Origin of the sequence: Streptomyces sp. HD, from assembly GCF_028369295.1 — a bacterium.
Classification (GTDB): domain Bacteria; phylum Actinomycetota; class Actinomycetes; order Streptomycetales; family Streptomycetaceae; genus Streptomyces.
This window is the reverse complement of record NZ_JAQMYP010000052.1, coordinates 1-23,264: the sequence shown is the minus strand read 5'-3', so window position 1 is coordinate 23,264 and position 23,264 is coordinate 1. Positions and strand designations below refer to the sequence as shown.

Below are 23,264 nucleotides of genomic sequence, written 5' to 3'. Positions count from 1 at the left end.
ATGTGGCGCGCCCGCACCCTCACGTCCGCGACCGCGGTCGCCCTGGTCCTGGTCGGTGGCTGCACCGCGGTACCCCACTACGGGCCCCCGTCGGCCAGGACGTACTACGTCAGCGCCCGGGGCGACGACTCCGCGCAGGGAACCTCGAAGGACCATGCCTGGCGGTCCCTGGCCCGCGCCGAACGGACGCAACTTCGTCCGGGCGACCGGCTCCTGCTCGCAGGCGGGGACCGCTTCACCGGCACGATCACGGTCAGCGGCGACGAGGCCGGGAGCGCCGAGCGGCCGGTGGTCCTCGGCTCCTACGGCAGCGGTCGTGCGACGATCGTCGCCACCGACTCCGCCGGCATCTCCGTGCACAACACGGCAGGCGTCGAGATCCGCGACCTCGTCCTGCGCGGCCGCGGCACGGCGCGCTCCGACCAGGCGGGGGTCAACCTCTTCCACGACACCTCCGACGACGGGCGGCTGCGCCACGTGACCGTCTCCGACATCGACGCATCCGGTTTCCAGGTCGGCATCGGGGTCGGCTCCACCCACGCGGGCACCGGCTTCGCCGACGTGGCGATCCACCGTGCGGAACTGCACGGGAACCAGGACGCGGGGCTGCTCACCTACGGGCCGGACTTCGTCCCCGCCCGCCCCGCCTACGCGCACGAGAACATCGACATCCAGGACGTCAACGCGTACGACAACGCCGGCGACCCCGATGCCGTCTCCCGCCCCACCGGCAGTGGCATCGTCCTCGGCGGCGTACAGGACGCCAAGGTGCGCGACTCCAGCGCACACGACAACGGCACCCGTGCCCCGGCCAACGCCTACTACGGTCCGGCGGGCATCTGGACCTGGGACTCCAAAGGCGTGCTGATCGAGCACAGCGCCGCCTACCGCAACCACACCGGCACCAGAACGGACGGCGGCGGGTTCGGCCTCGACACGAGCGTGTTCGACTCGACCATCCAGTACAACCTGTCGTTCGAGAACGACGGCGGGGGCTACTACGTCTTCTCCCGCTGGCAGCACCCGCACCGCGACAACGTGATCCGCTACAACATCAGCAGCAACGACGGTCGCAAACTGCCGTACAACGGCGCGCTGACGGTGAACGGATCGCACATCGGCAATCTGCAGATCTACCAGAACACGGTGGTCATGGGCCGCTCGGCCGGGAGTATCGGCGCCGTCGTGCGACTGCGTCCGCACAACAGCGGCGTGACGATCCGCAACAACCTCTTCGTCTCCGGCGGATACCCGTTCGTCCTGGCGGACACGGACCTCTCCACCAACCAGGTCCTCTTCCAGGGGAACCAGTTCCACGCGGCGACGGGCCAATGGACGGCACGTTGGGGCGACCGCCTGTACCTGGACTTCGCGACCTGGCGCAACGGCACCGGCCAGGAACGCCTGGACAACCGCCCCACGGGCACGACCGCGTCCCCCTGCTTCGACGCGGGCCCGCTCCCCACCGTCGCCTCGCCCTCCGACGCCCACCGCCTCGTCCCCGACTGCCCCCACGCCGGACTCGACCTGCAGGCCCGCTTCGGCATCGCCCAGGCTGCCGACGACTACTTCGGGCGCCCTGTCACCACACCCCCGAACACGGGAGCGGCACAGCCGTGACGGCCCAGTCGGCCGCTACGGCGGCGTTGCACGCACTCTTCCGTTGATTTGTCATGCGCACGTACCGTGTCCCCCGTCCGCATCCAGGATGCCAACGGACGGGGGAGAGGGAATGCCATCCACACGCTTATCCAAGCGCGCAAGATCCCTGCTGATAGGGGCGGTTCTGCTCGCACTCCCGGCGGTCACGGTCACACCGTCGGCCGCCACCGCCACCGCCACCACCACCGCCGGCGAGCAGTCCGGGGCGCAGAAGACGCCGGCCCAGGAACAGCGGGACATGCCGTACCCGAACATCGACGTACGCGGTGACAAGCGCGTCGCGCCCACGGCAGGGCAGCTGCGGGCCGCGCAGGAACTCGACGGGACGGCGGTCCGCTGGAGCAGGTTCGGTACGCCGAAGCGGCTCACCCCGCAGGGGCGCAACGCCCTCACCGGCAGCAGTGACGCCGACCCGCGCACCCTCGCGCTGGACCACATACGCGACCACGCGGCCCTCTACGGCCTCTCCGCCGCGGAGTTGGACGCCCTCAGCGTCGTCAAGTCGTACCGCACCGAGCACAACGGCGTACGGCATGTCTTCATCGGTCAGAGCGACGGGGGCGTTCCCGTCCACGGCTCGCGTCTCTCGGTCGCCGTCGACAAGGCCGGCCGTATCCTCACCGTCGCCGGCAGCCTCGTCCCGGATGCCCGCGCCACCGGGAGGGTCACCCTCGACAAGGGCGACGCGCTGGACCGCGCCGCGGCATCCGTCGGCACCGACACCCCGCCCGACGGCGCCACCGCCACGAGGGTCACCTTCCCGCTCGCCGACGGCACCGCCCGCCCGGCCTGGCGGACCACGCTCACCGCCGACAACGACCATCTGTACGACACCGTCGTCGACGCCGGGAACGGCACCGTCCTCCTGCGCACCGACCGCACCAGCAACGAGGGCCCCGAGGGCCGGGTCTTCACCGGCCAGAACCCCACCCTCGGCAGTGCGACGACAGTCCCCTTCAGCGGCCTCGGCCGTTCCTGGGTCGGCGGCCGGGTCACCACCGGCAACAACGCCGAGGTCTCCCAGGACCTCGACGGCAACGAGACGCTCGGCCACCAGCCGCAGACCCCGGACGCCTCGGACCCGGCGTACCAGCACTTCGACTACACGTTCACGGACGCCTTCCGCACCAGCGGCGGCACCGACCTCACCACCGACCGGGACGCGGTCGTCACCCAGGCCTTCTACTACACCAACCGCATGCACGACCACCTCTACGGACTCGGCTTCGACGAGGCGTCGGGCAACTTCCAGGAGGACAACCTCGGTAACGGCGGCTCCGGCGGCGACCGTGTCAACGTCCACGTCGACTTCGACGCCAACGGGGACTCCGCCTGCAACGCCAACTTCAGCACCCCCGACGACGGCCAGAACGGGACCATGCGTCTCTTCGTCGGCCGCACCTCCTGCAACAACCACAACACACACCGGGCCATGAACGGCGACACCATCGCCCACGAGTACAGCCACGGCCTGTCCAACCGCCTCGTCGGCGGCGGCGACATGGGCGACGGCGAGCAGACCGGCGCGCTCGGCGAGGGCTGGAGCGACGCGGTGGCCACCTCGCTGTGGAACGACCCGGTGTACGGCGAGTACAACAACGGCTCGGCCACCGGCGTACGCCGCGTCGCGTACAACGACAGCGACCTCACCTACGGCGACCTCTGCGACGGCGGCACCTGCGAGGTGCACGACGACGGCGAGATCTGGGCCACCGCCATGTGGGACATGCGCACCGCGCTCGTCGGCGCGTACGGCTCCGCCACCGGAAAGCAGCGGCACGAGCAGCTGATGGTCGACGGCATGAAGCTGACGCCGTCCTCGCCCGACTTCCTGGACGCCCGTGACGGCATCCTCGCCGCCGACCGGGCCGACCACGGCGGCGCCGATCAGTGCCTGCTGTGGGGCGTGTTCGCCCGCCGCGGCATGGGTGCGAGCGCCACCTCGCCCAGCCAGAAACAGGCCAACCCGGCGACCGACTACCCCGCGAGCTGCCGGCCCACCGCCGACGCGGGCGGCCCGTACGCCACCAAGGAGGGCACCGACGTACGGCTCGACGCGAGCGGCTCCACCGTCCCCGGTGGCGGCGGCAGCTACAGCTGGGACTTCGACGGCGACGGCGCCTACGACGACGCGACCGGCGTCAGCCCGCTCTTCGACCGGGTCGGCCAGGACGGCACGTACACCGTCGGCCTGCGCGTCGGCAACGCCGCCGGGGCCGACACCGACACGGCGACCGTGACCGTCGCCAACGTGGCGCCCACGGTTGCCTTCACTGTCCAGGGCCCGCGTGAGGAGGGCGGCAAGCTCACCGTCTCCGGCACGGTCACCGACCCGGGCTGGCTCGACCCGCTCACCGCCACCATCGACCCCGGCGACGGCAAGCCCGTCCCCCTGCCCGGACAACTGGAGAACAGTCGTCCCGACGCCACCCTCACCTTCAGCCGTGAGCTCGTCTTCGGCGACAACGGCACCTTCACCGTGAAGGTCTGCGGCAGCGACGACACCACCACCACCTGCCGCGACGCCGAGATCACCGTCGCCAACGTCGACCCGGCCGCCGCCATCGACAAGACGGGTGCCGTCAAGCTCGCGGGTGGCCGGACCCTCGTCGTCCACGCGGGCGAGGAGAAGCGGTACACCGCCCGGGTCACCGACCCCGGCAGCGACGACGAGACCATGAGCTGGGCATGGGGCGACGGGACACCCGCCACCACGACCACCTCGCTCGTCAACCCGCCCGACCCCGACCCCGCCCGCAGCCCCAGCGTCCAGCCGCGCGACCTGACGGACGCCCGGGCCCACACGTACGCCAAGCCGTGCCTGTACGACCTGTCCTTCACGGCACGCGACGACGACGGCGGCACGGGGACCGACGCCATGCCCGTCATCGTCCAGGGCAACGCCCCGCTGTCGCTGCTCGCCGACGTCTGGTACGTCAAGTACCTGACCGGCGATCTCACGGGGCTCGGCAAGAAGACGCTGGACTGCTATCTGAAGATCGTCCAGCACGCCAGCGCGGTGTTCTCCGAGCAGGTCGACGTGTCCACCCAGGGCAAGGCCGCGGACGTCCTCTTCCTCAACCTGCTCCTGGACCCGAAGCGTTCCCTGGACCGCCAACTGCTCGCCGCCTGGCTCAACTTCGCCAACGGGGCCTTCGAGCCGAACGAACTCGTCGACACCGACAGCGACCTGAAGCCGGACACCCCCTTCCTGGAGGCCGTCCAGAACGCCGAGAAGGTACGCCTCGACCCCAACGCCACCACAGAGCGGCTCAAGGCCCAGGCGGCCATCCTCACCTGCATCAACATCCCACTCGTATGACACGCATGACGCTTGTGCCGCGCGCCGCCGTCGCCCTGTTCCTCGGGGTGGCGGCGGCCGCGTGCACCGACGACCCGGAACCGCGCAGCCCGGCTCCGCCCACGCATTCCGTCACGCCCACCGCCAGTTCCCCGGCGGTACCCCCCGCCCCCACACCCACGCGCACCCCGACTTCCACTCCCGCGACGACAACCGCCGCCTCCGTGCCGCCCGCTCCTGACGTCCTCACCCACGACGACACGGGCCGCACCGTCACCCTTTCCGTCGGCGAGACCACCCAGCTGCGGTTCTCCGGCCGTTGGCGGGAGGCCACTCCCGCCGTCGACGGCACGGCGATCGTCCTCGTACCGGTCGACTACGAGAGCGATCCGGGTTTCCGGGCCTGGGACGTCCGGGCCGCAGAGCCCGGCGAGGCGGTGCTGCACGCGGCCGGACCGCCGGGCCCGGTGCGGATCATGTTCCGGGTTCGGTGAGACACAGAACGGCGCCCAGCACCTCATTGCCCTGAGTTCCCCGCCCCGGGAAGGTGATCCGGGTACCGGGAGCCGCCGTCCGGCAGGGGACCTCGGTTCCGTCCAGGTAGACGACCGTCAGGGTGTAGTCGCTGGAGCAGTCGTTGCTGACGTAGGTGTAGCGCCAGTCCACGGTGAGGTGCACACAGTCGGGCGCGGCCTGGGGTGGTGCGGCATACGCCGCCGTGCCGGTCGTCGCGGCGAACAGAGCCACCGCAATAACGGTGAGAGTTGAACGCACAAACGGCGCCATCGCACTGCTTCCCTTCACTTCGTGAACGACTGGGCTTCAGCCTAGGAGGCGCCGGAAGGGGGATGAAAGCTTTTGCTGAAACTTTCGCAAGATGGCTTGCAATGGTCTGTCGGGATACTAGACGTCCTACTAATTGTGGTTCTCCTCACATCACTCACTCCGAAATTACTAGGACGTCCTACTATTTTCTCATCAGCGTTCCCCGCCGCACCCTCGGGAAGGCCCCGCCATGAAGGATCTGCACCGCCCCGCGCACCCCGTCCGCCTGGTCACCGCCTCGGCCTTGTTCGACGGGCATGACGCGTCGATCAACATCATGCGGCGGATCTTCCAGTCGCAGGGCGCCGAGGTGATCCATCTCGGGCACAACCGTTCCGTGCGCGAGGTGGTGGACGCGGCGCTGGAGGAGGACGCGCACGGCGTGGCGGTCTCGTCGTACCAGGGCGGGCACGTCGAGTACTTCGAGTACCTGGTGGAGTCGCTGCGGGCGCAGGGCGCGGAGCATGTGCGCGTGGTGGGCGGCGGGGGCGGCGTCATCGTGCCGGAGGAGATCGCCCGGCTGCGCGCGAGCGGGGTGACCATCTTCTCTCCCGAGGACGGGCAGCGGATGGGCCTGGCCGGGATGGTCAACTCGGTCGTCAAGGACTGCGACTTCGACCTGTGGGACGGCAAGCCGTCCGACGTCGACGCGGTGATCGCCGGCGACCGGTTCGCGATCGCCCGGGCCGTCACCGGCGCCGAACTGGGCAAGCTGCCCCCGGAGTTCCTGGCGCGGCTGCGGGAGTCCGCGCGTGTGGTGCCCGTGCTCGGCATCACCGGCACCGGCGGTTCCGGGAAGTCGTCCCTCACCGACGAGCTGGTGCGCCGCTTCCGTGTCGACCAGCAGGACAAGCTGCGGATCGCGGTCATCGCCGTCGACCCGACCCGGCGCCGCGGCGGTGGCGCGCTGCTGGGGGACCGGATCCGGATGAACTCCCTGGACGGCAACCGGGTGTTCTTCCGGAGCCTGGCCACCCGTGGCAGCCGTGAGCTGCCCGAGCACCTGTCCGACGTGATCGATGTCGTCAAGGCCGCCGGGTTCGATCTGGTGATCGTGGAGACGCCGGGCATCGGGCAGGGCGACGCGGCGATCGTGCCGTTCGTCGACACCTCGCTGTATGTGATGACGCCGGAGTTCGGCGCCGCCTCGCAGCTGGAGAAGATCGACATGCTCGACTTCGCCGACGTGGTCGCCATCAACAAGTTCGAGCGGCGGGGCGCCAAGGACGCGCTGCGTGACGTGGGCCGCCAACTGGTGCGCAACCGCGAGGCGTTCGGTCGGCGGCCGGAGGACATGCCGGTGTACGGCACCTCGGCGGCCACCTTCAACGACGACGGCGTCACCGCGCTCCACCAGCACCTCAAGCCCCTCCTGGCGGAGAAGGGGCTGCCGCTCGTCGAGGGCGCGCTCGCCCCGGTCGACGTACGGCACTCCTCCGGCATCCGGCAGGTGGTCCCCGCCGACCGGGTCCGCTACCTCGCCGAGATCAGCGACACAGTCCGCGCCTATCACGCCGGAACCATGCAACTGGCCGAGGCGGCACGGCGGGTGCAGCGCCTCGCGGCCGTCGAGGGGGAGCTCCTCGACGCCGGATCCGACGCCGACAACGTACGGTCGCTGCTGACGGAGGCGCGGCGGCAGCTGCCGTACGAGATCACGGAGCAGATCGAGAAGTGGCCCGCGATCGTCGCTTCCTATTCCGGTGACGAGCAGGTCGTGAAGGTGCGGGACAAGGAGATCCGCACCAAGCTCACCCGGGAGTCCCTCTCCGGGAACAAGATCCCGAGGGTCGCCCTGCCCCGTTTCGCCGACCACGGTGAGCTGGTGCGGTTCTGGCGCGCGGAGAACCTGCCCGGCCACTTCCCCTTCACGGCCGGTGTGTTCCCGTTCAAGCGCGACGGGGAGGACCCGGCCCGCATGTTCGCGGGCGAAGGGGACCCGTTCCGCACCAACCGGCGCTTCAAGCTGCTCTCCGAGGGCCAGCCCGCCACCCGCCTGTCCACCGCCTTCGACTCGGTCACCCTCTACGGCCGCGACCCGGACGAACGCCCCGACATCTACGGCAAGGTCGGCACCTCCGGCGTCTCGGTGGCCACCCTTGAGGACATGAAGGCGCTCTACGACGGCTTCGACCTGGTCGCGCCCACCACCTCGGTCTCCATGACGATCAACGGACCCGCGCCGACCATCCTGGCCTTCTTCCTCAACACCGCGATGGACCAGCAGATCGACCGCTTCCGGGACGCCGAGGGTCGCGACCCGTCGCCCGAGGAGGCGGCCGAGCTGCGCGCCCACGCGCTGGCGACCGTACGCGGCACGGTGCAGGCCGACATCCTCAAGGAGGACCAGGGGCAGAACACCTGCCTGTTCTCCACCGAGTTCTCGCTGCGGATGATGGCCGACATCCAGGAGTGGTTCATCGCGCACAAGGTCCGCAACTTCTACTCGGTGTCCATCTCCGGATACCACATCGCCGAAGCGGGCGCGAACCCCATCAGCCAGCTCGCCTTCACCCTGGCCAACGGCTTCACCTACGTCGAGGCCTACCTGGCCCGGGGCATGCACATCGACGACTTCGCGCCCAACCTGTCGTTCTTCTTCTCCAACGGCATGGACCCGGAGTACTCCGTCCTCGGTCGCGTGGCCCGCCGTATCTGGGCGGTCGCGATGAAGGAGAAGTACGGCGCGGGCGAGCGCTCCCAGAAGCTGAAGTATCACGTGCAGACATCGGGCCGCTCGCTGCACGCCCAGGAGATGGACTTCAACGACATCCGCACCACCCTGCAGGCGCTCATCGCGATCTACGACAACTGCAACAGCCTGCACACCAACGCCTACGACGAGGCGGTGACCACCCCCACCGAGGAGTCCGTGCGGCGGGCCCTGGCCATCCAGCTGATCATCAACCGGGAGTGGGGCCTGGCGATGAACGAGAACCCCCTCCAGGGTTCGTTCATCATCGACGAACTCACCGACCTGGTCGAGGAGGCGGTCCTCCAGGAGTTCGAGCGGATCAGCGAGCGCGGCGGGGTCCTCGGCGCCATGGAGACCGGCTACCAGCGCGGCCGCATCCAGGACGAGTCGATGCTCTACGAGCAGCGCAAGCACGACGGCACCCTGCCCCTCATCGGGGTCAACACCTTCCGCAACCCGCACGCCGACACCGCCGAACCCGGCGCGATCGAACTGGCCCGCGCCACCGAGGAGGAGAAGCGCTCCCAACTGGACCGCGTCCAGGACTTCCAGGCCCGCCACCAGGAGCCGGCGCACGCCGCCCTGGCCGCCCTCAAGGACGCGGCGGTGAGCGGCGACAACGTCTTCGCCGTGCTCGTGGACGCCGCCCGCGTCTGCTCGCTGCAGCAGATCACCGACGCCTTCTTCGAGGTGGGGGGCCAGTACCGACGCAACGTCTGAGTGGACGGGGTGGCGGCCGGACGTCCGAGGCCGAGTCCGGCCGGCGCCGGCGGGGGCGAGGGCCCCCGTCCGGCAACGTCCGTGACGGCGGGGGCGGGGCGGGGGTCAGCCACGGGTCAAGCCCAGTCCGGCGGCCCGTACGCCGGCCTGGAGGCGGGGTCCGCGTTGAGGGCGACAAGCAGCTCGGCACCCGGCGGCGGTAGCTGCGCAGGGACATGCCCAGCTCGCTCGCCGTCGCGTCGGTGACACCGGAGCCAGGCGCGTGGAGGACCGCGCGGGCCTGCCCGTCGATCCGGGGCCGGGGCCGCGGCCGGGATCACGCTCACGGAGGGGATCTCGCGGATCTCGCGTGACGCGGGTTGCGCCGAGGACCGCGGGTCGGCGTCACCCGGTTTTCTCCTCCTCCAGTGCCGCGGCGAGGGCGCGGACGCCGGTGAACACATGGCCGCGCATGCCGACCTCGCGGGCCGCGAGAACGTTGTCGGAACGGTCGTCCACGAAGAGGATCTCCTCGGCAGGCAGCCCCAGTTCGCGGCTGCACCACGTGTAGGCGGCCGGTTCCGGCTTGGCGCTCCCGATCCGGCAGGACATTCCGACCACGCTGAAGTGCCCGAGCCACTCCTGGGTGGCCTCGTAGTGGACGGCGAGTTCCTCCGGGATGTTGGAGAGCAGCCCGAGGCGCACGCCGCGGCCGGCCAGCTCGGCCAGGAAGTCCACGCTCTCCTGGTCGACCTCGCTCCAGCCGGCCAGGTCGGCGCCGATCAGATCGTCGATCTGCCGGCCGGTGAACGGCGTGCCGAGCCGTTCGCCCACGTTCTCCCAGTAGGCGGGGCCCATGACGTCGCCGCGGTCGTACGGTGGGCGTAGCGACCAGTACGCGTCCCAGAAGCGCTCTCCGCTCACCCCGGCTGTTCGTTCGATCACTGCTCGCGACTCTGTGGACTGGACACGGGCCAGGACTCCGAACATGTCGAAGAGTACGGCCTTCATACCTGCACCTCCGAGGTCCTGGTTGTCCCCGTGGATCCGGGGCTCGATGCGGACAGTCCGTTCGGATCGGGGGCGTTGCCGCGCAGCCAGAAACTGAGCACCAGGCAGACGCCGGCCAGAGCGAACAGCACGACCGGGAGCGCCTTGACGTCCAGCCCGTCGATGACCACGCCGAGCAGTGGCGGGAAGGCGACGCCTCCGATCATCGACGCTGCCATCACATAGGCGCCGGCCGCGGCGACGCTCGGCACCGCCCGGTTCAGCCAGGGCAGACACGTGGGGAAGATCGGCGCGATGGCGAGCCCGACACCGAAGTAGGCGTAGGGCGCCACCGAGGGGAGGGTCGCGAGGAGCAGGAACCCTGCCATGCCCACGCAGCACACGGTGAGGATCGCGGGCGCCGAGAAGCGCAGGCAGAGCGGCACCACGACGAAGCGCCCGATGGTCATGGCGGCCCAGTACGCCGACGTGGCGGTGGCGGCGGTCGCGGCGGTGTAGCCCACGGTCTCCAGATGAGTGGGCTCCCATCCGCCGACTCCGGTCTCGATGGCCACGTGCAGCACGTAGATACCGATGAACGCGGCGATGATCGGCGCGACGCGCGCACCAATGCCGGACGTGGCCCCGGTGACAGGTGCGGGCTCCCGGGTGGCCACGCCGCCGAGGGTGAACAGGATGAGCAGACAGACGCCGGCGACGCCGACGAAGATGCCCGGGTAATGCTCGGAGCCGAGCCGTCCCACCAGGGCGGGTCCCGCGATCGCGCCCACGCCGAAGTGGCCGTTGAGCAGGTTGAGCATCGCGGTGCTGCGGCGTCCGAAGGCGACGGCGAACAGGTGGTTGAGCCCGTAGTCGACGCCACCGAAGCCGAGGCCGATGACGAAGGTGCCGACCAGCGCCAGGGGCCAGTTGGGCGCGGTGGCGAAGATCACCGAGCCCAGCGCCATGAGCAGGTACGAGGCTCCGAGCAGGACCCGGTGGCCCAGCCGTGTGCACAGCAGGTGGTAGACGAGCACGCCGATCACCGCGGCGGCGAAGTGCCCGCTCAGGCTGAGTCCGGCGACAGCGGGGCTGATGCCGTATTCCTTGCGCAACGCGGGGATCGCGGGACCGTACAGGGCCTGGAGGGCTCCGATCACCACGAACGCCATGCACGCGGCGACGATCGCCACGGTCGTGAGGAGCGGCTGCGGGCTCCCGGACGGATCAGGTCTGCGGGCTGTGGACATCGAACTCCTCAAGAGGCGGCAGCTGAATGCACATCAAACGAACACACGAAGATGCAGGTCAGGTGAGGGTTGTCGCCTGACTCTCTCATGAATCTTGTCATCTTGAACATAATGCATGTTCATCTGACCAGCCGTCTTGCGAGAATGGCCGATACCCTCACTGGCATGAACGTGATGGAGAGGCACAACTTCGTGATCGAGCGGCTCATGCGCGAGAACCGCGCGACCGTCGCGGACCTGGCCGGCGCGACGGGGGCCTCGGAGATGACGATCCGCCGGGACCTGGAGCTCCTGGAATCGCGCGGTGCCCTGCGCAGAGTGCGCGGCGGCGCGGTGAGCAATCTGCCGGGCGGCGTCGAGCCGCCGTATGCGATCCGCGCGATGTCGGGCATGGAGACGAAGGAGCGACTCGCGCGTACCGTGCTCTCGCTGCTCACGGACGGCGAGACGATCGCCCTGGACACCGGTACGACCCTGGTGGCCGTCGCAAAGGCCATGGAGGACCGGCAGTTCACCGTCACCCCGCTGTCGCTGCACGCGGCCTTCGCCCTGTCCTCGTACCCCGGCATCCAGTTGCTGCTGCCGGGTGGCCAGGTCCGTTCCGGAGAACTGTCCTTCTATGGCCAGACGCCCGCCGAGACCTTCAAGGACCTGTGCTTCGACACCTTCGTGCTGGGCTGCTGCGGGGTGGATCCGGTCCGCGGAGCCACCGCATACAACCTCGACGACGTCCGGGTGAAGCGGGCGGCTCTCGAATCCGCCCAGCGGGTCATCCTGGTGGCCACGGCCGAGAAGCTGGGCCGCACGGCGCTCGGGCGTATCTGCTCACTGAAGGAGATCACTCTGGTCGTCACGGACGCGGCGCCGGACAATCCGGTGGTCGAGGCGATGCAGGCACGGGGCGTGCAGGTGGTTCATCCGCAACCCTGAGCGCCGCGGGCATCTCTTGCGGCAGGTCGTGCCTGCCGTCGAGATCCCGTCCCGGGCCGCGTCCGTGCACCCCTTCAGTAGTCGCCGGATGGCGGCCGAGGCGCAGTCAGGGATCAACGTCCGGTCTCGGCAGAATCGTCGCCAAAGGATCTGCGCGGGCCGGGTCGGGACAATTTGTGCCACTGGTACGTGCAGTCTGCCTAAAGCAAATAAGGCCCACAGTATTCAGCCGGGATTCCTGGTTCGGTAAATAGTTCGCCAGGAGCTTGCCAGGAGCTTGTCAGGACACTTCAGGCCTGCTGACCTCGGCCAGGTGGCTGGAAATCGCGCATGTGCAAGCGAGGTTGGGCCGGGGCATCCCATTCCATCCCCCTTGTCGCGCAGCGCTCGAATGTACTGTCTGCGTCCCACGGAGCCTTCACTTCGTCCGCCCCCGACCGGGCGACTCCAGTGGCCCCCCTCGGCCAACTGGCCACACCGCTCGCCTCGAAGCCCGCCGCTCGGTATCGCGGGCGGCAATTCGCACGCAATTGTTGCGATGTTCAACTACGTTACGCTTTGGGCTCCTGCTGCTCTCGCTCATTTCGCGCCACTTCCGTCAAGTGATTGATCGTCAATGGTGGGACAGTCGCACACTTGACAAACTCGCCGATTGATCTTTGAGTGGTGCGGCGAGAAAATGATCTATGCGTGAAGACGAGACAGGGTGGCATGACGAATGCCACACGGGGGCTAGGGGGCTGTGTTGTCGAAGGTGCCCGCAAAAAGGGGGCGAGGCTGTCCGTGAGCGGGAGTGGTCTGCGGTCTTCGCCGCACCCGGTGTCCCGGGTCTCGATGGACTCCCTGCGCTCTGGTGAGTCGCCTCGGCTCGGAGGCATCGACCCGGCGCATGTCGAAATGCTTGCGCAGTCGTGCCAGGAGTTCGAACCGATCCTCGTACACCGTGCCACTCGTCAAGTGGTCGACGGAATGCACCGGTTGAAGGCGGCGATGATGCGCGGCGAGCGTGAGATCGCCGTCCGTTACCTGGATGGGTCGGCTGACGACGTGTTCGTGCACGCCGTGGCGGCGAACATCACCCATGGCCTACCGCTCACCCTCAAGGACCGCAAGGCCGCGGCCGAGCGGATCCTGCGTACGCACCCGGACTGGTCGGACCGAGCGATCGCGCGGATCGCCGGCTTGTCACCGAAGACCGTGGGCGCGGTCCGCAGACGTTCGAGCGAGGAAGTTCCTCAGTCGAACACCCGGGTGGGCCAGGACGGCCGGGCCCGCCCCCTGGACCTGGCCCGGCGGCGAGAGGTCGCCAGGGCCCTGCTGGCCCAACGACCTGGTGTACCGCTGCGTGAGGTGGCGGCCCACGCGGGGATTTCCGTCAGCACCGCCCATGACGTACAGCGCCGCATGCGGCACGGTGAACCCGAGACGGCAGATACTCGCCGGACCACCACGGCCGCGGCATGGGCCGGCATCGACGCGCAGGCGGATCGCGACAGCAGGGCGGCGGTACTGCGGAGCCTGACCAACGACCCCTCGGTCAAGCTCACCCAGTCGGGTCGAGCTCTGCTGCGCTGGCTGACCACCCAGGCCCCGGACGTCGAGGCGGGTGGGCGGCTGCTCGCCGACGTCCCGCCGCACTGCGCCGTCACCGTTGCCGGACTGGCCCGGTCCTATGCCCAGGAATGGGAGCGGTTCGCGCGTGAGGCGAGCCAGATGCACGAGACGCCGACAGGGCGCCGCGCCGACTGACCGGACACGAGGCCCGGCCGTGCCGCGCCCCTGAGGGGCCGTCACCTGCGTTTCCGGGTGTGCGCGGCCACGCCCCGTGTCTCCGGGGACGTGCGCTCCCGCGGCATGGTGCCACCACCCAACGCGGCCCCGGCGGGGAGTCCCGTCGTGCGGCAGGCCGGGGACTCGCCCGGACCAACGCGGGGCTGGCGGCGCCGCGGAGAACACGCTGCCCGCGACGAGTTACGACTTAGCGTCTGCCGACGGCACGACACACAGGCTTCTTCGGCCAGGCTCCTTCGGCCGCGCTGCGGCGGTGATAGGAGCGGGCCACGACTCTGCCGAATCACCATGGCAATCACCTCGGTGTTGATGGCGCCGCCGCTGTGCTCGGCGGCGCCGGGGACCACGACCTGCTGATCGGCGAGCTTTGGAGTTGCACTCCGGCCCTGACGTGGTCCTTTTTGTGGAAATGGCCTCGGAGCCATTCCAGGTGGCAGCGGTCCGATGAGTGTGCGTGGAAGCCGATTCAGCGACGGCCTGCCTGGCATCCCTGCGGCCGGCGTCGGCTCCGCCCCTGAATCCGGACGTAATACTCCTGTAATTTGACAGAAAATTACCAAGCAAAGACTGAGTGTTCGGCGTCGCTGCGGTCGAGGCGAAAGAATTGCCGTGCGACAAGCCGCAGCCAACCGGGTCACATTGGGCACGTAAACGGCACGCTATCGAACCGCAAATCGGGCATCGTCAGGCAAGGGGGTTTGGGTTTCGCTCAAACGTGATCCGGGTCACTTGCACCTGTTGATCGCCCTTGATAAGTTCCGTTTCATGATACAGGTTGGCCGAAGTGGAGATTCACGAACTGGCGATTCTTTATTGAGGGACGGGGGATTCAGGAATCTTTTTTCGGCTACTGCCGTAAGTGCCGCCAGTGTCAGTGTGGCTAGAATTGCCATTCCGCTTGTTGCCGTCCTCGCATTGGATGTCGGGGAATTCGAAGTAGGGCTTGTCTCAACCTTCTTGACGCTTCCCTTTCTCCTTGTGGGGCTTCCGGCCGGCGTCTGGGTCGATCGCTTGCGGCGTAGGCCAGTTCTCCTTTTCTCTCAGCTGGCCAGGGCGGTCATTCTTCTCTCGATACCGCTGTCCTGGTGGGGTGGCTTCCTGACAATTTGGCAGGTGTATGCCACCGTTCTGCTTTTCGGTATCTGCAATGTGTTCTACGACGTCGCCTACCAGACATATCTGCCGACCGTGGTGGGGCGGGAGCGGGTACTGGAAGCGAATGCGAAGATCACCGGAGTCCAGCAGGTCTTCGCCGTGGGTGGTCCCTCGCTGGGTGGCCAGATCGTCGCGCTGATGACTGCCCCGGTCTCGTTTCTGGTGACCAGTGTCGGGCTGGCGGTGTCCACGCTCTGCATCGCTCGGATCAGAGTGGAGGAGCATTCCGTCGCGCGCACGGAGCGTTCTCGGATGCTGCCGGAAGTGGCTGCCGGTCTGCGTCTGGTCTTGCGGGACTCGCGACTGCTGGCGATCGCCGGATCGACCGCCTGGTTGAATCTGACGTCGTATGCCGTCTATACGGTGACGATGCTTTTCCTGGCGCGAACCCTCGAACTCTCGCCTATGCTGATCGGGCTCTTCCTCAGCGTTTCCGCGGTCGGCGGGCTGCTGGGCTCCTTTGTTTCGAAACAAATTTCCGAGAAGGTCGGTCCTGGTCCCGCCATGTGGCTGATCTTGCTACTCGGGTCTCCCTTCGCTCTGGTTTTGCCCGCGGTCGGGGCGGACTGGATGCTGTGGGTCGGCGCTCTTGCCAATGGAATCGTCGCTTTCATGACGGTGGTCTACAATGTCACCCAAGTCAGCTGCACGCAGGCGCTGACTCCGGACGGTTTCCTCGGTCGAGTCAATGCCAGTATGCGATTTCTGACCTGGAGTGTCATGCCGCTCGGCTCCATGCTCGGTGGAGTGATCAGCGGTTGGCTGGGGGCACGTGAAGCGCTCTTCGTCTGCGCTGCTGCCGGCTGCCTGGCATTCATCCCGATCCTTTTCTCTCCTTTGCGTGTCATGCGGAAGTTCCCGCTGCAGTCGACCGGTCTTGAAGAGACCCTCCAAGAGGCCTGACCCGTCGGTCCTGACTCCCGACATTCGTTTCGTGCTGTTTTCTCACCGGCTCGGTTCTCGCGACTTCCTTGAGTCGCCGACCCCTCGATTCGGTGTGTCCACCTGAACAGAACCTGCTCACTGCGCGCCTGGCATGGCCGACGTCCGGTGGTGGGGTGATCCGTCATGCGTAGGAAGGTTTCTCCAAGTGCCCGCTGTGGGAAGTGACGACTTCGCTGTATCGATCACGTGCTCGGTGGATCCCCAACTCAAGTCGGCGGCAGAGGAGTTCGCTCAGACTTGCGGCCTGCGCCTTTCCGAACTCGTCGAGCGTGTGGGGCTGCTCCTGCTGTCCCGCCTTGGACATGACCACGGTTCGGAGCCGGCCGCGGAGACGTCGGTGGCCGCGTGGTTGGCACAGCCGATCGACCAGGACGGCACCGCAGCCGGCCCCCTCCCACTGGCCGTCACCCTGAGCCCGGACGGCCAGGCACTTCAATACCGCTGGCGCACAGACGTGTTCGACCATTCGATCGCTGATCGACTGGCTGGACATTTCCAGACGCTGTTCGCCGCGCTCATCGTGGACCCCGCCGCCCGCATCGGCGAGTTGGAGATTCTCACCCATGCCGAGCGACGGCAGCTCCTCCTCGACTGGAACAACACGGCGGTGGCGCATCCGGCGGGCAGCATGGTGCAGAGGCTGATCGCCCAGCAGGCCGCGCGCACCCCGCAGGCGACGGCCGTCATCGCAGGTGAGCTTCGGCTCTCCCACCGCGAACTGGATCAGCGGGCGAACCGGCTGGCCCGTCATCTGCAAGATCTCGGAGTCGGCCCGGGAAGTCTTGTAGCGGTCTGCGTCGAGCGCGACGAAGGCGTTCTCGTGGGAATGCTGGCTGTGCTCAAGGCCGGCGGCGCGTATGTGCCTCTCGATCCGGAGACCCCGGCGGATCGACTGGCCTTCATCCTCGACGACACCCGGGCCACCGCGGTCATCACCCAGCAAGCCCTGAGGAACCGCCTGCCCTCCGAAGGCCCGCGGGTCGTCTGTCTGGACAGCGACTGGCCCGCCATCGCCGAACTGTCCGCCGAAGAGCCGACATCTGAGGCAGGACCGGACGACTTGGCCTACATCATCTACACCTCCGGGTCGACCGGAATCCCCAAAGGTGTACAGGTTGCGCACCGAAACTTCGCAGACTTCATGCACAGCGCCGACGCTGCCTTCCCGCCGACCGGGCGCGGACACGGTTCGGTCCTGCTCTCGTCCATTGCCTTCGACTTGCCGATTCCGTCCCTTTTCCTTCCGCTGATGCAGGGCGAGTCGGTGGTCATCATGGGGGAGTCGGGCGCCGACGGCGTGGCGATGCTCGCGGACGCCTTCGTACGGGGCGAGTCCTTCAGCACGGTCAAGCTCACCCCCTCCCACCTCGAAATCCTTCTGGAGCGCCTGGAGGGAACCGATGCTCGGCTGAACGTCGGCACACTCGTTGTTGCAGGCGAACCCTTCGGTGCGGATCTGGCGCGGTCGGCGGTCGAGAGGCGCGCGCCCGGTGCGGTGGTCCTCAATGAGTACGGGCCCACGGAGACCACCGTGGGGGCCACCCTCTACGAAGTCGATCCCGCCACGCTCACGCCGGGCACCACACTGCCGATCGGCCGTCCCATGGCCAACACCGAGACCTATGTCGTGGACCGGTTCGGATGTCCCGCCCCCGTCGGGGTCACAGGGGAGCTGTGGATCGGCGGAGTCGGCGTCGCCCGCGGTTACCTGGGAAGCCCCGAGCTCACCGCACGGAGCTTCCTGCCCCATCCGTTCTCCCGCGACCCTGACGCGCGGATCTACCGGACCGGTGACCTGGCGCGATGGACGCCGGACGGAAACATCGAGTTCCTGGGGCGGTCCGACCACCAGCTCAAGATACGAGGCCACCGGGTCGAACTCGGGGAGATCGACGCCGCCGTCACGGCGTACCCAGGCGTGGCCCAGGCGGTCACCGTGCTGCGGCAGGAGCAGCCCGGAGACAAGCGCCTGGTTTCCTACGTGGTCCGCGACCAGCCGGGCACGGCCGCACCGGACGCCCGAGCCACCATGCGCGCCGACCTGCGCCGGTTCCTGAAACAGCGGCTCCCCGAGTACATGGTCCCCAATGCCTTCGTGTTCCTGGAGCAGCTGCCGCTGTCGGCCAACGGGAAGATCGACCGCCAGGCGCTGCCGGAGCCCAGCGGACTGCGGGCGGAATTCGACGAACACTACGTCGCGCCGCGAACGGACGCCGAGAACACGCTCGCCCGTATCTGGGCCGACGTACTCGGCGTCGACCGGGTGGGAATCCACGACCGCTTCTTCGACCTGGGCGGGCATTCGCTCCTGGCGATGCGCGTGGTCAGCCGCATCGCCCGGGACCTCGGATCGGACATGTCCGTCGGAGAGCTGTTCAGCCACCCCTCGGTCGCCGCACTGGCCGGTCACCTGGAGGCAAGGAGCGACTCCGCGGCCGTGGAACTGCGCCGGCGCGGCCCCTTGGACAGGGACGCCCCGCTGTCGTTCGGCCAGCAGCGGTTGTGGTTCCTGCACCAGCTCACGCCGGACAGCGGACAGCTGCTGACCCACCGAGTGGTACGACTGGTGGGAGCCGTGGACGCCGAGGCATTGGAAGCGGCTTTCACCGGCCTGATCGAGCGGCACGAGGTCCTGCGCACGAGGATCGGCGTGGCGAGCGACGGACAGCCACACCAACTGATCGACACGAAGCCCGCGTTCCGGCTGGAACACCGGGACGCGCGCGACCACGACGAAGCCCTCCGGATCGTGCGCGAGGAATCGGCACAGCTCCTCAGCCCGGTGGACGGGTCTCTCGTCCGAGCCGTGCTCGTGCCGGCCGGTGCCGACGCTCACCTGCTTCTGCTGGCCATGCACCACATCGTCACCGACGACTGGTCGGTCCAGATCCTCGCCGGCGAGCTCGGGGAGCTGTACTCCGCCGCGCTCACCGGCCGGGAACCGGCGCTCCCGCCGCTTCCGATCCAGTACGCGGACTTCGCGGTCTGGGAGCGCCAACGACTCGGAGACGAGCGACTGAAGGCGGACATCGACTACTGGCGCGCGCAGTTGGCCGACATCGAACCCCTGGAGCTGCCCACCGACCGGGTGCGGCCGCCCCAGCGCACGGGAAAGGGCGCCAGTGTCGAGTTCGCCGTCCCGGACACCGTGACCCGCGCACTGTCCCAGCTGGCGAGTCGCACGAGCGTCACCCCGTTCATGGTGCAACTGGCGGCGTTTCAACTGTTTCTCGGCAAATACAGCGGCCAGGACGACATCGCCGTCGGCATACCGACCGCCGGGCGGCACCGGCCCGAGACCGAGAGCCTGATCGGATTCTTCGTCAATACGCTGGTCATGCGTGCGGACTTGTCGGACGATCCCACGTTCGAGGAACTCCTGCACCGTGTCCGTGATGTCGCCCAGGCGGCCTACACCCACCAGGACCTGCCCTTCGAGCGGCTGGTGGAGGAGCTCGCGCCGGAACGGGACCTGAGCCGTACCCCCCTCTTCCAGGCCATGCTCACCCCGCAGAACCTGGCCGCCGAAGTCTGGAGCTTCCCCGGTCTGGAGACCGAAGCGCTGCACACCGGCATGAACGCGGCCCAATTCGATCTCACGCTTGTCCTGCAGACGTCCGGAGAGACGCTACGGGGACTGCTCAGCTACAGCACCGACCTTTTCGACCGCACGACCGCGGAACGCATGGCCGGCCACTTCCAGAACCTGCTGGCCCAGGCGGTACAGACCCCCACAGCATGGCTGAGCGAACTCGACCTGCTCGGCGAGGCCGACCGCCACCAGTTGCTCGTGGAGTGGAACGACACGGCCCACGAAATGCCGGCGGAAAGCGTGCCCGCGCTGTTCGAGCGGCAGGTGGCGCAGACACCGGACACGTCCGCACTGATCCACGACGGCACCGAGTGGACCTACCGCGAGCTCAATGAGCGGGTCAACCGGATCGCCCATCTGCTGATTGAGCGGGGTGTCGGGCCCGGGCACGTGGTGGCCCTGGCCCTGCCGAAATCAGGGGACCTCATCGCCGCGCTGCTCGCGGTGGCCAAGACCGGAGCCGCCTACCTTCCGATCGATACCGGGTATCCCGCCGAGCGCATCAGGTACATGATCGAGGACGCCGAGCCGGCCTGCGTCCTCACCGACACCACCGTGCGGGGCATCCTCCCGGACGACGGGCCCTCCTTGATCGTCTTGGACGCACCGGAATGGGCCGCGGCACTCGCCGCTCGTTCCGCCGCCAATCCGACGGCCGATCAGTTGCACGGGCCGGTCACCCAGGACACCCCGTTCTACGTGATGTACACCTCGGGCTCCACCGGCCGCCCCAAGGGCGTGGTGATGCCGGGGCGTGGGCTGATCAATCTGACCTCCTGGCTGCGCACCGCGACCCCGGGCGAGCCCAACGGCCGGATCGCCCAGTTCGCGACCATCAGTTTCGACATCGCACCCTATGAAATCCTCAGCGCCCTGCTGTACGGGAAGTGCCTTGTCGTCGCACCGGAGAGCATCCGGATCGATCCGGTCGCGCTCGTGAAGTGGATGCAGCGGTACGAGATCCATGAACTGAACGCCCCCAATCTCGTCCTGGAGGAGTTCTATCGCGCGGCCAACGCCGCCCGTGCGGTTCTTCCGGAGCTGCGCGTCATCGCCCAGGGCGGCGACACCCATGTGCTGGGCGACTCCGCCCGGGCCTTCCACGCGCGCCACCCCTGGTGCGTGCTGCACAACGGCTACGGACCGACCGAGACCCACGGCGTCACCGACCACATGCTGCCGACCGATGTCCGGCTCTGGCCCGGCATCGCACCGATCGGCGTCCCCGCCGGGAACACCCGCCTCTACGTCCTCGATCGCCACCGCCGACTGGTACCACCAGGCGTTCCGGGCGAACTGTACGCAAGCGGGGTCGGAGTCGCCGACGGTTACCTGAACCGTCCGGAGCTCACGGATGAGCGCTTCCTGCCGGATCCCTACGGCCCCGAGGGCGCACGGATGTACCGCACCGGCGACCTGGTCCGGTGGCTGCCCGACGGCACGCTGGAGTTCCTCGGCCGCATCGACAAGCAGGTCAAGGTGCGGGGCATCCGCATCGAGCTGGGCGAGATCGAGTCGGTGCTGATGGAGCATCCGGACATGGCTTCCTGTGTGGTCGTCGACCGGGAAGACGAACGCGGAGGCAAGCGGCTTGCCGCGTACTGCGCGCCCCTGGCCGGCCGGCGACCGCAGACCGCGGCACTGCGGGAGTGGTGTGGGCACAGGCTGCCCGAGTACATGGTGCCCAGCGCCTTCGTGCTGCTGGACCGGCTGCCGTTGACGACCAACAAGAAGGTGGACCACAAGGCCCTCCCGGCGCCCGAATGGGACCGCGCCGAGACCGCGGCACGGTACACGGAGCCGCGCACCCCGCTGGAGGGGATCGTGGCCGAGGTGTGGGCCGACGTGCTGGGCGTGAGCCGGGTCGGGATCCACGACAACTTCTTCGAATCGGGCGGTCATTCGCTGCTGGCGATGCGCGTCGTCAACGGACTGGCCGACAGGCTGAAGAGGGAGGTACCGGTGCGTGAGCTGTTCGCCCACCCCACGGTGGCGGGGTTCGCCGGGAGGCTCGACGCGTTCTCGACGGAGATGGTTCCGCTGCTGCCGCGGGAAGCGGAGGCGCAGGTCCCGCTCTCCTTCGGGCAGCAACGGCTCTGGATCCTGGACCAGTTGCTCACGGACTCCGGTGAGTATCTGCTGCCCCTGGTGCTCCGTCTGCGGGGTGACGTGGATGCCGGGGCGTTGGAGACGGCGTTCGCCGAGCTGGTGTCACGGCACGAGGTGCTGCGGACCCGCTTCGTGGCTGGTGCCGACGGCGAGCCAGGACAGGTGGTAGACGAACCGAACGGCTTTCGGCTGGAGACGCTGGACGGGGCCATTGACCCGTGGGCCGTGGTACGGGATGAGGCGTACCGGCCGATGGATCTGGCGTCGGCAGCGTTGCTGCGGGCGGTACTGGTCCGGGTGGCGGCGGATGAGCACCTTCTGCTGATAGTGGTGCACCACATCGTCTCGGACGGCTGGTCGATGCGAGTCATCGCGCGGGAGCTGCCGCTTCTGTACTCGGCCGCTGTACAGCAGCGCCCGGCGGACCTCGCACCGCTGCCCGTGCAGTACGGGGACTTCGCGCTGTGGCAGCGACGACAGGCGACGGCTGCGTCGCTGGAGCCCCAGCTGGCGTACTGGCGAGGGGCGTTGGCGGGACTGGAGCCGCTGGAGTTGCCCACGGACCGCGTGCGACCGCCGGTGCGCTCGGGCCACGGCGCGAGCGTGGAGTTCGAGGTGCCGGGTGAGGTCCTCCAGGGGCTGCGGAACCTGGCCCGCACCGAGGACTGCACGCTGTTCATGGTTGTGCTGGCCCTGTTCCAGGTGTTGTTGAGCAGATACTCCGGCCAGTCGGACGTCGCCGTCGGGGTACCCATCGCCGGCCGTAACCGAGCCGAGACCGAGGGCCTGATCGGCTTCTTCGTCAACACGCTGGTGATGCGTGCGGACCTGAGCGGCGATCCGACCGTGCGTGAGGTGCTGGCCCGGACCAGGGACCTTGCACTGGAGGCATACGGCAACCAGGACGTGCCCTTCGAACGCCTGGTTGAGGAACTCGCCCCCGAGCGAGACCTGTCCCGCACCCCGCTCTTCCAGGTCATGCTCTCCCCTCAGGAAGACCACCAGTGGGGCCGGTTCGAGGGACTGGCGGCGGAGCCGCAGCGGCTGGAGTCCTCGACCGCCGCTTTGGACATGAGCGTGTCCGTCCAGGAGCACGGCGACCGCCTCGCGGCACGCGTCGAGTACTCCACCGACCTCTTCGACCGCACCACCGTCGAGCGCCTGGCCGGGCACTTCGTGGTCCTGCTCGGCGCCGCCGTGGACGCGCCGGATGAGCGGATCGGCACCCTGGACATCCTCACCGACGCCGAGCGCGGTCGGCTGCTGGCCGAGTGGAACGACACCAAGGTCCCCTATCCGGTCGACCGAGCCGTCCCCGAC

At 68.5% G+C, this 23,264-nt stretch carries 11 protein-coding genes; 8 read left to right on the top strand and 3 right to left on the bottom strand.

The window, feature by feature from the left end; all coding sequences use genetic code 11:
* The 3 genes from POF73_RS36455 to POF73_RS36445 all read left to right on the top strand — a co-directional run bounded on the left by POF73_RS36455 (position 1) and on the right by POF73_RS36445 (position 5,457).
* Positions 1–1,620, top strand: a complete 1,620-nt coding sequence (locus POF73_RS36455; RefSeq protein WP_272123503.1) for a right-handed parallel beta-helix repeat-containing protein — start codon at positions 1–3, stop codon at positions 1,618–1,620.
* 112 nt (positions 1,621–1,732) lie between these two features.
* Positions 1,733–4,984, top strand: coding sequence for a M36 family metallopeptidase (locus POF73_RS36450; protein WP_272123502.1), 3,252 nt, complete (start codon positions 1,733–1,735; stop codon positions 4,982–4,984).
* Positions 4,985–4,989: 5 nt separating this feature from the next.
* Positions 4,990–5,457, top strand: coding sequence for a hypothetical protein (locus tag POF73_RS36445; RefSeq protein ID WP_272123501.1), 468 nt, complete (start codon positions 4,990–4,992; stop codon positions 5,455–5,457).
* On the opposite strand, the gene POF73_RS36440 is transcribed toward POF73_RS36445, so the two are convergent.
* On the bottom strand, positions 5,438–5,710 hold the full coding sequence (locus POF73_RS36440; protein ID WP_272123500.1) for an alpha-amylase: 273 nt from the start codon (positions 5,708–5,710) through the stop codon (positions 5,438–5,440). The genes POF73_RS36445 and POF73_RS36440 overlap by 20 nt on opposite strands.
* Positions 5,711–5,978: 268 nt before the next feature.
* Here POF73_RS36440 and icmF point away from each other — a divergent pair, with 268 nt between their 5' ends.
* Positions 5,979–9,203, top strand: coding sequence for a fused isobutyryl-CoA mutase/GTPase IcmF (icmF, locus tag POF73_RS36435; RefSeq protein WP_272123499.1), 3,225 nt, complete (start codon positions 5,979–5,981; stop codon positions 9,201–9,203).
* Positions 9,204–9,587: 384 nt separating this feature from the next.
* On the opposite strand, the gene POF73_RS36430 is transcribed toward icmF, so the two are convergent.
* Entirely contained in the window at positions 9,588–10,193 is a 606-nt protein-coding gene (locus POF73_RS36430) for an HAD family hydrolase (protein ID WP_272123498.1), read from the bottom strand.
* Entirely contained in the window at positions 10,190–11,422 is a 1,233-nt protein-coding gene (locus tag POF73_RS36425; RefSeq protein WP_272123497.1) for an MFS transporter, read from the bottom strand. The genes POF73_RS36430 and POF73_RS36425 overlap by 4 nt, the downstream gene beginning before the upstream one ends.
* A 165-nt stretch (positions 11,423–11,587) precedes the next feature.
* Here POF73_RS36425 and POF73_RS36420 point away from each other — a divergent pair, with 165 nt between their 5' ends.
* The 4 genes from POF73_RS36420 to POF73_RS36405 all read left to right on the top strand — a co-directional run.
* The gene (locus tag POF73_RS36420; protein ID WP_272123496.1) at positions 11,588–12,352 is read left to right on the top strand and encodes a DeoR/GlpR family DNA-binding transcription regulator; all 765 of its coding nucleotides are present in this window, start codon (positions 11,588–11,590) and stop codon (positions 12,350–12,352) included.
* A gap of 957 nt (positions 12,353–13,309) precedes the next feature.
* Positions 13,310–14,101: a ParB/RepB/Spo0J family partition protein gene (locus POF73_RS36415; RefSeq protein ID WP_443049697.1), complete on the top strand. Its 792-nt coding sequence runs from the start codon at positions 13,310–13,312 to the stop codon at positions 14,099–14,101.
* 807 nt (positions 14,102–14,908) lie between these two features.
* Positions 14,909–16,201: an MFS transporter gene (locus tag POF73_RS36410; protein WP_272123545.1), complete on the top strand. Its 1,293-nt coding sequence runs from the start codon at positions 14,909–14,911 to the stop codon at positions 16,199–16,201.
* 235 nt (positions 16,202–16,436) lie between these two features.
* Positions 16,437–23,264 (top strand): non-ribosomal peptide synthetase (locus tag POF73_RS36405; protein WP_272123495.1); only part of this gene is annotated, 6,828 nt, incomplete at its 3' end.